Annotated in this window: 17 protein-coding genes and 3 tRNA genes; 16 read left to right on the top strand and 4 right to left on the bottom strand. The window is 57.9% G+C overall.

The features are described 5' to 3' along the window. Positions 1–194: 194 nt before the first annotated feature. A tRNA-Thr gene (locus tag LRK71_RS08975) sits at positions 195–269 on the bottom strand. Between the two features lie 247 nt (positions 270–516). Between LRK71_RS08975 and murA the strand changes: the two genes are divergently transcribed. The 15 genes from murA (at position 517) to LRK71_RS08900 (ending at position 11,960) form a co-directional block, all read left to right on the top strand. Further along, complete coding sequence (gene murA / locus LRK71_RS08970; RefSeq protein ID WP_232402767.1) at positions 517–1,785, top strand: UDP-N-acetylglucosamine 1-carboxyvinyltransferase; 1,269 nt, start codon at positions 517–519, stop codon at positions 1,783–1,785. A 4-nt stretch (positions 1,786–1,789) separates the two neighbouring features. Next, positions 1,790–2,266, top strand: a complete 477-nt coding sequence (locus tag LRK71_RS08965; RefSeq protein ID WP_232402766.1) for a DUF2948 family protein — start codon at positions 1,790–1,792, stop codon at positions 2,264–2,266. A 284-nt stretch (positions 2,267–2,550) separates the two neighbouring features. After that, entirely contained in the window at positions 2,551–3,855 is a 1,305-nt protein-coding gene (gene hisD, locus LRK71_RS08960) for a histidinol dehydrogenase (protein ID WP_232402764.1), read from the top strand. A gap of 358 nt (positions 3,856–4,213) precedes the next feature. Next, the gene (locus LRK71_RS08955; protein ID WP_232402763.1) at positions 4,214–4,693 is read left to right on the top strand and encodes a UPF0262 family protein; all 480 of its coding nucleotides are present in this window, start codon (positions 4,214–4,216) and stop codon (positions 4,691–4,693) included. A 3-nt stretch (positions 4,694–4,696) separates the two neighbouring features. Next, positions 4,697–5,155 (top strand): arsenate-mycothiol transferase ArsC, encoded by a 459-nt coding sequence (locus LRK71_RS08950; RefSeq protein ID WP_232402761.1) that lies wholly within the window; start codon positions 4,697–4,699, stop codon positions 5,153–5,155. 578 nt (positions 5,156–5,733) lie between these two features. Beyond that, complete coding sequence (locus tag LRK71_RS08945; protein WP_232402760.1) at positions 5,734–6,612, top strand: carbon-nitrogen hydrolase family protein; 879 nt, start codon at positions 5,734–5,736, stop codon at positions 6,610–6,612. Positions 6,613–6,696: 84 nt separating this feature from the next. After that, positions 6,697–6,915 (top strand): translation initiation factor IF-1, encoded by a 219-nt coding sequence (infA, locus tag LRK71_RS08940; RefSeq protein WP_005620785.1) that lies wholly within the window; start codon positions 6,697–6,699, stop codon positions 6,913–6,915. A 137-nt stretch (positions 6,916–7,052) separates the two neighbouring features. Then, positions 7,053–7,634 carry a Maf family protein gene (locus LRK71_RS08935; RefSeq protein WP_232402759.1) on the top strand — a complete coding sequence of 194 codons (582 nt, stop codon included), beginning with the start codon at positions 7,053–7,055 and terminating at the stop codon, positions 7,632–7,634. Beyond that, positions 7,631–8,653 carry a ribonuclease E/G gene (locus tag LRK71_RS08930; protein WP_232402758.1) on the top strand — a complete coding sequence of 341 codons (1,023 nt, stop codon included), beginning with the start codon at positions 7,631–7,633 and terminating at the stop codon, positions 8,651–8,653. The genes LRK71_RS08935 and LRK71_RS08930 overlap by 4 nt, the downstream gene beginning before the upstream one ends. After that, positions 8,650–8,853 carry a DNA gyrase inhibitor YacG gene (locus LRK71_RS08925; protein WP_232402757.1) on the top strand — a complete coding sequence of 68 codons (204 nt, stop codon included), beginning with the start codon at positions 8,650–8,652 and terminating at the stop codon, positions 8,851–8,853. Before LRK71_RS08930 ends, LRK71_RS08925 begins: the two co-directional genes overlap by 4 nt. Before the next feature lie 82 nt (positions 8,854–8,935). Beyond that, a tRNA-Phe gene (locus LRK71_RS08920) sits at positions 8,936–9,010 on the top strand. Between the two features lie 99 nt (positions 9,011–9,109). Next, positions 9,110–9,853: a phage integrase SAM-like domain-containing protein gene (locus tag LRK71_RS08915; RefSeq protein WP_232402756.1), complete on the top strand. Its 744-nt coding sequence runs from the start codon at positions 9,110–9,112 to the stop codon at positions 9,851–9,853. Continuing rightward, on the top strand, positions 9,850–10,722 hold the full coding sequence (locus tag LRK71_RS08910; RefSeq protein WP_232402754.1) for a hypothetical protein: 873 nt from the start codon (positions 9,850–9,852) through the stop codon (positions 10,720–10,722). The genes LRK71_RS08915 and LRK71_RS08910 overlap by 4 nt, the downstream gene beginning before the upstream one ends. A 110-nt stretch (positions 10,723–10,832) precedes the next feature. Beyond that, a complete protein-coding gene (locus LRK71_RS08905; RefSeq protein WP_232402753.1) occupies positions 10,833–11,177 on the top strand; it encodes a phage integrase SAM-like domain-containing protein in 345 nt (114 codons plus the stop codon). A 63-nt stretch (positions 11,178–11,240) separates the two neighbouring features. Continuing rightward, on the top strand, positions 11,241–11,960 hold the full coding sequence (locus LRK71_RS08900; protein WP_232402752.1) for a tyrosine-type recombinase/integrase: 720 nt from the start codon (positions 11,241–11,243) through the stop codon (positions 11,958–11,960). Between the two features lie 33 nt (positions 11,961–11,993). On the opposite strand, the gene LRK71_RS08895 is transcribed toward LRK71_RS08900, so the two are convergent. Next, a tRNA-Trp gene (locus LRK71_RS08895) sits at positions 11,994–12,069 on the bottom strand. A 174-nt stretch (positions 12,070–12,243) separates the two neighbouring features. On the opposite strand from LRK71_RS08895, the gene LRK71_RS08890 reads away from it, so the two are divergent. Then, on the top strand, positions 12,244–12,939 hold the full coding sequence (locus tag LRK71_RS08890; RefSeq protein ID WP_232402751.1) for a lysophospholipid acyltransferase family protein: 696 nt from the start codon (positions 12,244–12,246) through the stop codon (positions 12,937–12,939). A gap of 50 nt (positions 12,940–12,989) precedes the next feature. Here the strand turns inward: LRK71_RS08890 and LRK71_RS08885 are convergent, their stop codons facing one another. Both LRK71_RS08885 and LRK71_RS08880 read right to left on the bottom strand, forming a co-directional pair. Further along, positions 12,990–13,730 (bottom strand): hypothetical protein, encoded by a 741-nt coding sequence (locus tag LRK71_RS08885; protein WP_232402750.1) that lies wholly within the window; start codon positions 13,728–13,730, stop codon positions 12,990–12,992. 196 nt (positions 13,731–13,926) lie between these two features. Further along, the coding region (locus LRK71_RS08880; protein ID WP_269751689.1) for an EF-Tu C-terminal domain-related protein at positions 13,927–14,548 on the bottom strand (622 nt) is incomplete at its 5' end.

The following is a 14,548-nucleotide window of genomic DNA, read 5'->3' as shown; positions in this document are numbered from 1 at the left end:
GAAGGCACGACGTCTACCGGGACGGAACGACCCTCTGCCCCCCAGAGACCCGATCAACCCCTTGGCAAATACGGGAATCGGCGTTGAAAATCCACGCGTAATCATCCTAGGGCTGGCTATATCGGGGGATTTAACACATCCTAAATTGCGTTGACCTTCAAGGCTTTATGGCTATTTAGGCTGAACATCTTTACTGGTGCTGCTGGAGAGAATCGAACTCTCGACCTCTCCCTTACCAAGGGAGTGCTCTACCTCTGAGCTACAGCAGCGCCGGTGAAGGGGCTTTTAGGGATAAACTCAGAAGGGCGCAAGAGCTTCTGGACGGTTTTTTCACACTAAGTTACAGAAGGTCTATGGCAGAGAAAAAACCGCAAAAACCGAGCCCGGCCGCCTCGCAGCGAGAGGATCGACTGAAAGCCTCATTGAAAGCCAATATGGCGCGCCGAAAGGCGCAGGCAAAGGCACGCGCAGTGAAACAAGAGACGACGACCGAAGAGTCGGAAAGGTAGAGGCGAGATGGATTCGATTTTGGTAAAAGGCAGTGGTCCCCTGAGGGGCCAGATCCCAATTGCGGGGGCCAAGAACGCCTGCCTCGCCCTGATGCCAGCCACGCTGCTCAGCGAAGAACCGCTGACCCTGACCAATGCGCCACGGCTGAGCGATATCAAAACCATGACCGAACTGCTGCGATCCCTGGGGGCCGAGGTGTCCAGCCTGCAGGACGGGCAGGTTCAGGCGCTCTCCAGCCATAATATCGACAACCACGTCGCCGATTATGAAATCGTGCGCAAAATGCGGGCTTCCAATCTGGTTCTGGGTCCGATGCTGGCGCGGCTGGGGCAGGCAGTGGTCTCGCTGCCAGGCGGCTGTGCCATTGGGGCGCGGCCAATGGATCTGCACATTCACGGCCTGGAAGCGCTTGGCGCCGAGATCGAGCTGAAAGACGGCTATCTGCACGCCAAGGCGCCAGGCGGCCTCAAGGGGGCGATGATCGAGCTCAACTTTGCCTCGGTGGGGGCCACCGAAAACATCATGATGGCCGCCACCCTGGCCAAGGGCACCACGGTGATCAAGAACGCCGCCCGTGAGCCAGAGATCGTCGACTTGGCGGACTGTTTGACAAAAATGGGTGCCCATATTGATGGCGCCGGAACCGGGACCATCACCATTGAAGGTGTGGACCGGCTGCATGGGGCCACCCACCCCGTGGTCACCGACCGGATTGAACTGGGCACCTATATGCTGGCCCCGGCGATCTGTGGCGGCGAGGTAGAGCTGCTGGGCGGACGTCTCGATCTGATTGGTGCCTTTGTCGAAAAACTGGATGCGGCAGGCATTGATGTGACCGAAACCAAGGCAGGCCTGATGGTCAAGCGCCGCGGTGACAGGGTCAAGGCGGTGGATGTCACCACCGAACCCTTCCCCGGTTTTCCAACCGACCTGCAGGCGCAGATGATGGCCCTGATGTGCACCGCCGACGGCACCAGCGTACTGGAAGAGAAAATCTTCGAAAACCGCTTTATGCACGCGCCAGAACTGATTCGCATGGGCGCCCAGATTGACGTACAGGGCGGGCACGCCACGGTAACAGGGGTTGAACGCCTAAAGGGGGCACCGGTTATGGCCACCGATCTGCGGGCCTCAGTCTCGCTGATCCTGGCGGGCCTTGCCGCCGAAGGCGAAACCATCGTCAACCGGGTTTACCATCTGGATCGTGGCTATGAACATGTCGTGCGCAAGTTCTCTGCCGTTGGGGCCAAAATCGAACGTATCAAAGGGAGCTAGGCCAATGTCAGACGCCAGCTTTCATGATGGCCGCGAAGCTCCGGTAAACCTCGGCGCACTCAGCCCCGAGGATCTGGAGGTGATATCCAGCCTAGTACAGGACGCGGTTTTCCCAGTCACAGAAATGAGCTGGCGGGCCTCGCAGCGCCGCTTTGCCCTGCTGCTGAATCGGTTCCGCTGGGAAGACAAGCCAAGCGCCGAAAAACGCGCACGCGCCTATGAACGGGTCCAGTCGCTGCTGGTTATCGACACGGTACTAGGCGTGGCCTCGCAGGGGCTTGATCGCAACAACAAGGATCTGGTGCTGTCGCTGCTGTCGGTTCACTTTGAACCCGGCGAGGATGGCGCGGGCCATGTGCTGCTGACCCTTGCAGGCGATGGCAGCATCCGCCTGTCGGTCGAAGCGCTCGAGGTCACGCTGCGGGATGTCACTAAACCCTATGTGGCACCTTCAAAATCAGCCCCCGAACATAATCTCTGATTCCTTTGTGCGGGGACCCCCCATAGGCTAGGGCGGCAACCAGCGCGGAAAGCTGAGGCCGCCCGGCCAATGTCTTTGATGCCTTCAAGATCAGCGCAGGTGCAGCCGCGATAATGGCCAGAATACCAGGTGCGCCAGAGGCCGACACGACCACAGCCCTGCACCGCAGGATCCGCCAAAGCCACGGATGCGACAGATATGCAAAAGGCTGTGAACCAAGCGCTAACGCTTGTCGCCGGCCCCTCGGGGCGATATGTCCGCACTACCAGCCAGAGAGAGCCAATATGCCCGTTTTCCTTGATTCATCTGACGCCGATTTCGAAACCGCCTTTGCCGCCCTGCTGAACGCCAAGCGCGAAGACAGCCCCGATGTGGACGCCGCCGTCGCCGGAATCATCGCCGATGTGCGCAGCCGGGGTGACGCCGCCCTGTTAGAGCTGACAGCGAAATTTGACCGGCTGGAGCTGAGCGCAGATCAATTGGCGATTACCCCCGCCGAGGTAGACGCGGCAATTGCAACAGTCTCTGCCCAGGATCGTGCCGCGCTAGAATTGGCCGCTGAACGAATCCGGGCCTACCACGCCCGCCAACTACCCGAAGACGCTGAATGGCAAGATGCCACAGGGGCCACGCTGGGCTGGCGCTGGTCCGCAGTGTCTGCCGCTGGGCTCTATGTACCAGGGGGGCTGGCCTCTTACCCCTCTTCCGTCTTGATGAATGCAATCCCCGCCCAGGTCGCCGGGGTCGAACGACTGGCTATCACCGTCCCCACCCCGGATGGGGTGCTGAACCCGCTGGTACTGCTGGCGGCCCGTCTGGCTGGCGTCACCGAGATTTACCGCGTCGGCGGTGCCCAGGCGATTGCGGCTCTGGCCTATGGCACTGAAACCATTGCCCCCGTCGATAAAATAACCGGCCCCGGCAACGCCTTTGTCGCGGCGGCCAAGCGTCGGGTCTTTGGCAAGGTGGGAATCGACATGATCGCCGGCCCTTCTGAAATTCTGGTAATCGCCGACAAAAACACGCCGCCTGACTGGATTGCCCTCGATCTGATGAGCCAGGCCGAACACGATGAAAGCGCACAATCGCTGTTGATAACCGATAATGCCGACTTTGGCCGCGCCGTGGCCGCTGCAGTAGAAGCCCGGTTGGAAACCCTGGAACGCCGGGCCATTGCTTCGGCCAGCTGGCGTGACTATGGCGCCGTGATCACGGTGCGGAACCTGGACGAAGCCGCCGCCCTGTCCAATCGCATCGCCCCAGAACACCTAGAGCTCTGTGTCGCTGACCCACGCGCCCTGAGCAAAAAAACTATCCACGCTGGTGCCATTTTCCTCGGGCAATTCACCCCTGAAGCCATCGGCGACTATGTCGGCGGGCCAAATCACGTCCTGCCCACGGCGCGGTCAGCCCGGTTTTCCTCCGGATTGTCAGTGATGGATTTCATAAAACGCACAACCCTCAGCCAGATGACGCCCGATACGCTGCGCGCCATTGGTCCCGCAGCAGAGGTCCTGGCACGGAGCGAGAGCCTTGAAGCGCATGGCCTCTCGGTCACCGCTCGCCTGGAGGCATTGAATAAGAAATAGGGGCGCTGCCCCCCTTGGCCACTGGCCAATTCCCCCCGGGATATTTTTCGCCAAATGAAACCTGGTTCACCTCCCGATTCCGTAAAACAAAACCGGGAGGCTTCACTTGGCGCGGTCATCGGCGTCCCCGCATGTACCGCTAAGGCATGCTAAAAGAGATTAGATTGCAAATGCCAGCTTCATTTGGCCCTAAATATCCTCGCCGAAGGCATGCGTGCATTTTTCATAGAAAAATGACGCAGAAATAATGCTGCCTTTCTGATGCGCAAATGCCTGTTTTGAAAACTGGGCATTTGCCCCAGATCACGCCATAGCTTAGGACTTGAATGAAACGCTATCCCGACAGAGATCAAACGCCATGAGCCGCATCAGCCAAATCGAGTTGGACGACCGCAACCTCCCTCTGCCCACCGCGGAGATCGAGCAGGAACGTAAGGTGGCGATCTACGACCTGATTGAGGAAAACTCCTTTACCCTGCCCGCCCGCGACGGGCATCCAAGCATTGACGGCCCCTACCATCTGGGTCTTGCCATTCGTGAAAAGCGCTTGGTCTTTGATCTGCAAACCGAAGCTGGGGCGAAAGCTGCGGAATTTCATCTGTCGCTGTCTCCCTTCCGTCAGGTGGTCAAGGATTACTATCAGATCTGCGAGAGTTATTTTTCTGCGGTAAAGACTCTGCCGCCCAGTCAGATTGAAACCATCGACATGGCACGGCGCGGCATTCACAACGAAGGCAGCCGGGTGCTGCAAGAGCGCCTGGAGGGCAAAGCAGAGGTCGACACCGACACCGCTCGTCGGCTATTTACGCTCATCTGCGTGCTGCATTTCGGAGGCTGACGGGTGAAGGAATTGCCGCAGTCCATCCTGTTCTGCTGCGACCACAACGCGGTCCGCTCGCCCATGGCCGAGGGGATCATGAAAAAGTTCTATGGCACTGGCACCTATGTACAATCCGTTGGCGTCAAGAATGATCTTGAGATTGACGGTTTTTGCGTTGCGGTCTGTCAAGAGATCGATGTGGAGTTATCGCGCCATAGGTCACGCTCTTTCGACGAGATGGAGCAATGGGGCGACGATCTGTCCTCCTTTGATTTGGTGGTGGCGCTCTCGCCCGCGAGCCAACGCCGGGCACTGGAACTGACGCGCGTCTTTCATCTAGAGGTCGAATACTGGCCCATCATGGACCCAACCGGGCTGGGCGAAACCCGTGCGGCCAAGCTGGACAGCTATCGCCAGACCCGCGACCAGATCATCAAGCATCTCACCGCACGCTGGGGCACCCCGCAAGAGATCACATAAGCCAACAATCATCGTCAGCCATTTCACGGCCTTCTACGCCGACAACATGGCCGCCGCGCTGGACTGTGATGCGCCGGTGTCTCTCCCATCCGCGAAGCTATCACAATAGTGCTGAAATGTCCTGACCAGCGCCTTGGTGGTGTCCGGATGGTTGACGCGGCAACCGGCACGCCATTGGTCGACCACGCCGAGAGTTTTGCCCAGGTATTTGACCGAGTGTTTGTCCAAGTGGTTGCGACACCGAATCGCTGCTATTGCCGCAGTATCCAGGCCTGCAACTTTGGTTCACCCCACCGCTTTTGTAGGGGGCAGAACCCCGGTGCGCCCATGCGGCCCACAAATCACGCCTCGCTTGCCCCTTGCGGCGCAAACGCGTCTATCGTCCGCAGGCAGGAGCCATTATCCGTTTCCCCTGGAAAGATTTCGGCAGCCGCACCGCCAGGCACAGACCGTTGCAATTTTGAACATGCCCCCTCTGCCAGACAGCTTAGCCTGCGCAAAGCCAGGGCAGTGGTTGTCATTTCACGGCCGCTCTGTCTTGTTGCGCCAAACCAGAGATAACTTGAGGGCCTGATCCGATGAAAATTGCAACTGCCGCATATCCGCTTGATTGGCTCGACAGCTGGGCGCAGTACGAAGACAAGCTCTCTGCCTGGGTCGCCGAAGCCGCCGCTCAAGGGGCGGATCTCCTTGTCTTTCCCGAATACGGCGCGATGGAGCTATCGACCCTGGCAGGTGAAGATGTCGCGGCGGACCTGCAGCGATCCATTGCGGCAGTATCTGAACGTATGGAACAGGCCTCAGCTCTGCATCAAGCCCTAGCGGCGGAGCATAATGTATATATTCTAGGGGCTTCTGCCCCTGTCCATGCGGGGTATGATCTCCCCGTTAACCGGGCGGAATTCTACAGCCCCTGCGGCAAACGGGATCATCAAGACAAGCAGATCATGACAATGTTTGAGCGAGACCCGTGGAAAATTGGCGCGGGCGGGCCGCTGAAGATATTTGACACGGGGCTTGGAAAAATTGGCGTGTTGATCTGCTATGATAGCGAATTCCCCCTGTTGGGGCGGGCGCTGGCCGAAGCAGATATTCTCTTGATGCCCTCATGCACTGAGGCCCTGGCCGGGTATTGGCGGGTGCGGATTGGCGCCATGTCGCGAGCGCTGGAAAACCAATGTGTGACCGTGCAGTCCTCTGTTGTTGGTGCGGCGCCCTGGACCACATCTGTGGACATCAATGTTGGCACCGGCGGCGTCTTTGGCCCGCCCGACACCGGTTTTCCCGCCACCGGTGTACTGGCTGAAGGAGACCTCAACCGGCCGGGTTGGACCTATGCCGAAGTCGACGTAAAAACCGTTGCCGATGTGCGCGCCGACGGTGTAGTACGCAACCGAAGCCATTGGCCAGAGCAAGAGCAGAGGATAAAAACCTCTAGAATCCGCCTCAAGCGGTGATTGCGCCCTTGATATATTGGCCAAATGGGATCATTTAGGCGCAGTTCCCGCAGACTGGCGGGGTAATGCGAAGATGGAGACAACATGGCCAAGGAAGATACGCTCGAATTTCCCGGTGTTGTGAAGGAACTCCTGCCCAATGCGACGTTTCGGGTCGAGCTGGAAAACGGCCATGAGATCATCGCACATACGGCAGGCAAGATGCGCAAGAATCGCATCCGTGTTCTGGCTGGCGACCGGGTCCAGGTCGAAATGACCCCCTATGACCTGACCAAGGGCAGGATCAACTATCGCTTCAAGTAAGCCGTTGATCCACCAATCGAACCAAAGCCCGGCTGTTCCGCCGGGCTTTTGTTTTTTCCGGCCTGCGCTTATGACAGGCTGACAGACAGGGCCGACTGATAAAGAGGCCCGGCACAAAGAATAGCGGAGAGCCAAGCATGGCGTTCATTCTGGGATCAGGCAGTCCACGACGGCTGGAGCTCTTGGCGCAACTGGGGATCACCCCGGATGACATATGCCCGCCGGATATCGACGAATCCCCCCTGAAGGGGGAATTGCCCCGCGCCTATTGCGCCCGGGTCACCCGCGAAAAAGTTGCTGCTGTGCCTGCCCAGGACAGCGACGTGGTGCTTTGCGCCGATACCACAGTGGCACTGGGACGGCGCATTCTGGGCAAACCCGCCGATGCGGGCCAGGCTGCCGAGTTTCTGCTGACCCTGGCAGGACGTCGCCATCAGGTGATTACGGCGGTTGCCGTGCGCCGGGGTGATCAGCTCTGGCAGCGCGCGGTGGTCAGCCAAGTCAAGATGAAGCGCCTGTCTGATGTCGAACTCAACGCCTATCTCGCCAGCAACGACTGGAAGGGCAAGGCAGGGGGCTATGCCATTCAGGGGCCTGCTGGGGCCTTTATTCCCTGGATCAGCGGCTCTTTCACTGGCATCGTTGGCCTGCCCCTGGCCGAGACCGCAAATCTGTTGCTGGCCGCAGGCTGCACACTCTACAAGGAGGCCACCGCATGAAGGGCCGCTCAATCATTCTGGACCACATTCAAGGCCGCGAAGCCGCTGCGCTGATGGTGAATGGCAAGCTTGAAGACTTCTTCATTGATGGCGATGCGCCGCTGCCCGGCACCGTGTACCGCGCCCGCGCCGACCGCCCCGTAAAAGGCCAAGGTGGCATGTTCCTGTCGACCCCGGATGGCCCCGCCTTTTTGCGCCAGGTCAAGGGCTTGGCCCCAGGACAGATGCTCTTGGTCCAGGTCACCGGCTATGCCGAGCCGGGCAAGGCGATTCCGGTGACGCAGAAGCTCTTGTTCAAGAGCCGCTACGCCATTGCCACGCCTGATGCGCCAGGGCTCAATATCTCTCGCTCTATCCGCGACGAGGAAGAGCGTGACCGGCTGCTCGAAATCGCCCACGGGGTGCTGGAAGGCGCCAGCCATGGCATGATCCTGCGCTCTGCCTGTGCGGGGGCCGATGCCGATGAAGTGGCAGAGGACATCGAAGCCATGGCCGATCTGGCAGCACAGATTCTGGCTGATGCCGAGGGCGATACAGAGGTGCTGACCGAAGGCGATGGCCCGCATCTGCGCGCCTGGCGCGAATGGAGCGCACCTGCCGATATATACCGCGAAGCCGGCGATTTCGAACATCACGGCGTGCTGGATGCGCTGGAAACAACGCGCTCCATCCGCGAACCGCTGCCCGGCGGGGCCTATCTGTTCATCGAATCTACGCGCGCCCTGGTCGCTGTGGATGTGAACACCGGCAATGACACCTCTCTGGCAGCTGGGACCAAGGCCAATATCGCCTGCGCCAAACACCTGCCCCGCGCCCTGCGCCTGCGCGGCCTTGGCGGCCAGATCGTGATTGACGTGGCACCGATGCCAAAGAAGGACCGCAGCACCTTTGAAAGTGCGCTGCGCGGGGCCCTGCGCGCCGACAGCGAAGACACCATCCTGGTTGGCTGGACCAATCTTGGTAATTTTGAACTGCAACGCAAGCGCGGTCGCACCGTCCTTGCGGACCTTTTAACATGAATTGCCCGATCTGCAGCGCCCCGACCGCGCCAAGCCACCGCCCCTTCTGCTCCAAACGCTGCGCCGATCAGGATTTGCTCAAATGGCTCAATGGCAGCTATGCCATCCCCAGCAACGACCCCGAAGACATTGAAAAAGCTATAGAAGAACCCATTGGCGCTGAAGCGACCAGCGACAGTTCAGCGCCAATCCGACATTAGTGCTTTTCTTGCAAAAAGCCTCTGGACACTGCCGCATGGACGTCTTAGAAGGCCCACACCCAAGGCGAACAGCCTTTCCCGTGCCCGGGTAGCTCAGGGGTAGAGCAGTGGATTGAAAATCCTCGTGTCGGTGGTTCGATTCCGCCCCCGGGCACCACTAAATCACTGAAATAGTTGATTTATTTGGTTTGTTGAAGCCCTGGAAATTCCCCCGTAAAAGTTACACACAGTTATACACTCTTCTTACGGGCTTGATTTGGCGAAAGTTTCCAAAAACCGAATACTCAAATCAAAACAACTCCGTAAGGGGCTGGCCACCATCCTGACGGCCCGCAGCCCATACTGGCTTATCCGCCTCCGAGATCCGATTGCCGGGAAATACGTCCATCGCTCCTCCAAGGAGAGATCGCGACTCGATGCGATTGAAGTGGCCTATGAGTTTGCCGACAGCTTCCGAAGCAAAGCCAACAGCGAGCACGCCAAGGTGAAGGCAACCAGCTTCGAACATTATGCCAAGAAGCTGATGGCGATGCAGAAGGGCCAGTCGAAATGGTCTGAGGGTGACAACAAGCTGCTGAACAGGTCGGAAGACGGGTTGATCTGCTATTTCGGGAAGCACGATGTCACCAAGATCACCACGGGGATGGTTCGGGATTACCTGACGCACCTTGATGGGAATCGTAAGAAGCCGCTGGCGCATTCGACTAAATCCAAACATGTCATCATCATTCGGAAAGTCCTGACTATTGCCGTTGAAGACGGTCTCCTGAACGTCCTGCCGGTCATGCCGAAGATCAAAACCGTTGACACCCCGAGGCACACCTTCACGGACAGAGAGTACAAGCGGTTCATGAAGGCTGCATTGGAATGTGCCAAGCGTGGGGACAAGGTCCGTGGTGTGACTATCACCGGCCACCACGTCAGGATGTTTCGCTTTGTCGTGCACAGCTTTCTTCGTCCAACCGAAACCTCGCAGCTGGGATGGAGCTCGGACGCATGATCCGGCAGGCTGGTCTGACAACACATATCGGCACAACTGAACGCGTCTTTGAGGGTTACAACGCCTCCTGCGACACTTGGTGGGACGAGGTGAAGGCCGGCGTCTGTGCTAGCTCATGCGCCTATGCGTTTCTGGGTGGCCGTGAGCGGTTCGTGGACTCTCCCTACTACCCCACGGGCCCCAGCCTACTTGGCTTTCATCAGTTTTACGGAAATCCAGAGCGCGGGAGCGACATGCTCACAGCAGAGCAGGTGACAGAAATCGAAACCAGTACCCTATCGATCGCCCAGGCTCTAACCGGCCAGATTGTGCTCTACGCCATCGAGATGGGCGTTGATGCACGCATCGTCGCCTTTGCATCCGCCACCCCGAGCGATGGTCTCTACTTTCCTACCACCGCCGAGCTCGAGGAACTCTCGATTTCCTCAGGAAGCGGGCTGAAAAAGTGGTTTATGGAACCCTACGGAGATGGTCTTGTAGGAGCAACCAGGCCGCACCGGTCTGACTCGATGCTCGACCAAATTACGGCCTTTTGCAGCAAGAGTTCAGGAACGCCGAGCCTTCTGTTCACTATGGATCTTGCAACGCCGTCATATCCAAACCCAGACGACCTGCCTCTCCATGCAGTCGAGCTGACGATTGATGGCCAGCAGCATTCGATCGGGCGACAGGATCTCACCTTGCGCTACGGCGATGACAAAATTTTCATCACTGTTCCAATAGAGGCGCTCAAGACAGCAGTCACCCGTGCCCGAGAGATCGACTTCAGGCTCGATTCCGCGCGCGTCATGGGCGGCTTCCGTGAAGGGGGAGAATTGAGCGATATTGAACGCCAGTCTCTGGCACTTGCTTGGCGAAACTGCATTTAGTCGAAGATTAATTTATTTAAACGAGGAGCGGGGGCGGCACAGAAGGTTGATTGTAAAATCCCGCAATACCATCACTGTCTTGTCCGCTGACTGACGACGAGCCCGTTGAAATGCTGCGCGATGAACGAATGGCAGCTTTGGCGGGCAGGACTGTTGCATCGCAAATGTCGGACAGCTTTGAACACTACGCCAAGAAGCTGATAGCGATGCAGAAGGGTCAGTCAAAATGGTCGGATGGCGACAATAAGCTGCTGAATCGGTCGAAAGACGGTTTGATCTGCTATTTCGGGAAACATGATGTCACCAAGATTACCACAGGGATGGTCCGGGATTACCTGACGCACCTCGATGGGAATCGTAAGAGGCCCTTGGCGCATTCGACCAAATCCAAACACGTCATCATCATTCGGAAAGTGCTGACGATTGGCGCCGCGCACAAAGTCGGATTATTCTAAAGTCCTAGAATACCTGTCAGACACCATCGGGAAAAAAAACCAACCAAAATGCGCCGGTCTGCTGTGATCCAAGCCCAGATGGCGAACCGGCATCGAGCCCGCTTTGCCAATTACATTCCCCACATGCTCTCGATTCTGTTTGAGCATGCGATCAATCTTGATTGGCAGCGCGACAACCCAGCCAAAGGGATTGAGAAAATCAAGACAGGTGACGGCCACAAGCCCTGGCCAAAATCTGCAATCGCAACGTTTCGTAAGAACGCTGATGGGCTTCCCTTGTTGGCATTTGAACTGGCGCTTGGAACCGGACAGCGAGCCTCTGACCTAACTAGAATGAAATGGTCCGACGTCGAAGACGATGGCATTTGGGTAACTCAAAACAAAACCGGTGTAAGGTTGTGGATTCCGTTCACCGCCAGTCTGCGTGCGACCCTTCGATCACTGCCTCGTCAAAGCCTGCACTACATCCTATCTGACAAGTTCGGGCGCCAGGTGCGCTATGACCTGATCCAGAAAAAGATTCTCAAAATCAAAAAGATACTTGGGTTGGAAGAATACAGCCTGCACGGCCTTCGCTACAGTGCCGCTGCCGAGCTGGCAGAGGCAGGATGTACTGACCACCAGATCGCAGCCATCACGGGGCACAAAAGTTTGTCCATGATCCAGAAGTATTCACGCGGCGCGAGTCAAAAAGTCCTCGCAAAGCAGGCGCAAGCACTACGCGAACAGAACGGAAACGAAACGAGACCGTGGGAAACTTTGTGGGAAACTATTTTTCGGTAGAGATCAAAAAGGGCGGTAAGTCCCTTATTTTACTGGCAGGGGCATCAGGGTTCGAACCCGAGACCTACGGTTTTGGAGACCGTCGCTCTACCAACTGAGCTATACCCCTGCAGTGCCGGTGTACCTAAGCCACCTCTGCGTGACTCGCAAGGGGGAAATCAGCAGAAATAGTGCGGTTTTTTGTCGGCGAATCCCTGTGCCGCCTTCAGTCTGGGCTAGCCCAGTCGGCAGACTGGCTCTTGCACGGTTTCTATTCTATGACAGGCAAAAAAGGGATCCACTATTGAGCCTGCGAAAGAAAATTGCCGACAGCCCTCGCTTCAATCGCATGATCGAGGCGCTTTTTGCCCGCTATGTTGATTTCGCCCATCGCACATCGCGCTGGCAGCGCACTGGGTTTGAGGACATGGATGCGGCCGTGAGCCGTGGCGAGCCAGTGATCTTTGTGCTCTGGCATCAGCGGCTGATCATGGCGCCCTACCTGTTTGACACCTCGCTCGGGCGCATCTGCGCGCTGACATCAGCGGCGCGGGCCGGGCGGCTGGCGGGGCAGATTCTGGTGCGGCTGGGGTTTGAAACCATCCCGATGTCGAGCCACAAACGGCATGTCGCCCTGTCACGAGAGGTGCTGCGGCGCACCAAGGAGGGCTGTTCTATCGGTATCGCTGCCGATGGCCCGCGTGGCCCGGCGCGCATCTCATCCGGGGTGCCCATCACCTGGGCACGGATGACCGGTTGCCGGGTCTTTACCGTCGCCTTTGCGCAGCCCCGGGTGCTGAAGCTGCCCACCTGGGACAAGCAGATGCTGCCCCTGCCCTTTTCACGCGGCGTGTTGATTTGTCAGGAATGGACCGATCCGGTGCCGAAAAAGCCCAGCGAAGACGAGGCCGAGACCCTGCGGCTCAGCCTGCAAGCCGCGCTGGATGAGATCACCGATCGGGCCGACCTCGCAGTCGGGCGCCCCCCCGAACCAAGATAGCAGAGCAGCCTCAGGAAGCCCCCTTAGCCTCAACCTAAGAGGTTCGACTTTCAAGAGCTCCCAATGCTGACCTTGCCCGCGGTAGATCGGCGCTTTTGAACAAGCTTTACAATGCCAAAGACAAGGCTGAGGCCCGCCAGGACCATCAACACACGCGCCCAGAATCTATTGCCTTCCGCTGCCCGAACCAATTCTGCACGGCGCCCGTCCAGATAGGGGCTGATGAGGACCAGATGCTCCCCAATCTCGTAACCCAAGCGATTGAACCTGTTGCGATAGCGCTGTAACTCTTTTTGCACGCGCTGGTCAGTAAAAGGCACGTTGTCGTAGCGCCCATGCAGAGGCAGCTGCGCCCCTGCCTCTAAACCTGCGCGAACCAGGTGCAACAGCTGCTCACGCTCGCTCTTTCCGGCAAAGGCGAGCCCCGCAATCCGATCCTCGGCGGTGGACAACAGAGGGAGCACTGTGAAGTCCAAAACTGATACCCCATCAAAAGCGATGGCGGGCAGGTCCTCGGACCATCTGGCCTGAACCAAAATTTCATCCATCGGACCAAGATCTCGACTGGCATCAAAGTCTTCGACCAAAACAAGCGGCGCGCGTGGGGGATCGGTATCAGCGACGACATTATCCATCGCAATTTGGTATTTTGTGTACTCTGGTCCCATGAGCCTTAGCAGGAAATAGGCCAGAAAAAAGAAAGCCCACCATGGCACAAGTTTGAACAGCCAGATCACCAGCGCCCCTTGCCACCCCACCAGCATCCAGAACAGAAATTTTAAAACCGGCATTTAGTCTTCCCCTCGGGAACCGTCTACGTCCTGTTCCTGCTCCGTATGGTGCCTACCACCTGCTGCGGTATCAATGCAAAAAGGGCGCCCCTTTGGGCGCCCTTTTGTAGAATTCACCTGTGTGGGTCTCCGTGATTTCCCCGGTGGGGAAAATCACCTGTCACCACTGGCCAGAGTTTCCTATGGAAACTCGACCTTAATCGGTGATTTTGGACACAACGCCGGCACCAACGGTACGGCCGCCTTCACGGATGGCGAAACGCAGGCCGTTTTCCATCGCGATGGGCGCGATCAGTTCAACGTCGAACTTCAGGTTGTCGCCAGGCATAACCATTTCGGTGCCTTCGGGCAGGGTCACGGTGCCGGTCACGTCAGTGGTACGGAAGTAAAACTGAGGACGGTAGTTCGCAAAGAACGGCGTGTGACGACCACCTTCATCCTTGGTCAGGATATAGGCTTCGGCTTCGAATTTGGTGTGTGGGTTCACAGACTTGGGTGCACAGAGAACCTGGCCACGCTCAACAGCTTCACGATCGATACCGCGCAGCAGGGCGCCGATGTTGTCGCCGGCTTCACCGCGATCCAGCAGCTTGCGGAACATTTCAACACCGGTACAGGTGGTGGTCTGGGTGTCTTTGATGCCAACGATTTCGATGCTGTCGCCAACATTGATCACGCCACGCTCAACACGGCCGGTCACAACGGTACCACGACCAGAGATCGAGAACACGTCTTCAACAGGCATCAGGAAGGGCTGGTCAACCGCACGGGCAGGAGTAGGGATATACTCGTCAACCGCTTTCATCAGCTCACGAATT

Source organism: Pseudophaeobacter flagellatus, from assembly GCF_021228235.1.
In the GTDB taxonomy this organism is placed as follows: domain Bacteria; phylum Pseudomonadota; class Alphaproteobacteria; order Rhodobacterales; family Rhodobacteraceae; genus Pseudophaeobacter; species Pseudophaeobacter flagellatus.
Note: the sequence above shows the minus strand (reverse complement) of the source record. Positions and strands in the feature narration are given on the sequence as shown.

Bases quoted from the DNA above. Each gene is read 5' to 3' on its own strand.
- LRK71_RS08905 (WP_232402753.1), top strand. From the start codon at position 10,833: ATGCTGCGCGATGAACGAATGGCAGCTTTGGCGGGCAGGACTGTTGCA.
- LRK71_RS08955 (WP_232402763.1), top strand. From the start codon at position 4,214: ATGAGCCGCATCAGCCAAATCGAGTTGGACGACCGCAACCTCCCTCTG.
- LRK71_RS08930 (WP_232402758.1), top strand. From the start codon at position 7,631: ATGAAGGGCCGCTCAATCATTCTGGACCACATTCAAGGCCGCGAAGCC.
- murA (WP_232402767.1), top strand. From the start codon at position 517: ATGGATTCGATTTTGGTAAAAGGCAGTGGTCCCCTGAGGGGCCAGATC.
- LRK71_RS08965 (WP_232402766.1), top strand. From the start codon at position 1,790: ATGTCAGACGCCAGCTTTCATGATGGCCGCGAAGCTCCGGTAAACCTC.
- LRK71_RS08910 (WP_232402754.1), top strand. From the start codon at position 9,850: ATGATCCGGCAGGCTGGTCTGACAACACATATCGGCACAACTGAACGC.
- LRK71_RS08945 (WP_232402760.1), top strand. From the start codon at position 5,734: ATGAAAATTGCAACTGCCGCATATCCGCTTGATTGGCTCGACAGCTGG.
- LRK71_RS08935 (WP_232402759.1), top strand. From the start codon at position 7,053: ATGGCGTTCATTCTGGGATCAGGCAGTCCACGACGGCTGGAGCTCTTG.
- LRK71_RS08925 (WP_232402757.1), top strand. From the start codon at position 8,650: ATGAATTGCCCGATCTGCAGCGCCCCGACCGCGCCAAGCCACCGCCCC.
- infA (WP_005620785.1), top strand. From the start codon at position 6,697: ATGGCCAAGGAAGATACGCTCGAATTTCCCGGTGTTGTGAAGGAACTC.
- LRK71_RS08885 (WP_232402750.1), bottom strand. From the start codon at position 13,730: ATGCCGGTTTTAAAATTTCTGTTCTGGATGCTGGTGGGGTGGCAAGGG.
- hisD (WP_232402764.1), top strand. From the start codon at position 2,551: ATGCCCGTTTTCCTTGATTCATCTGACGCCGATTTCGAAACCGCCTTT.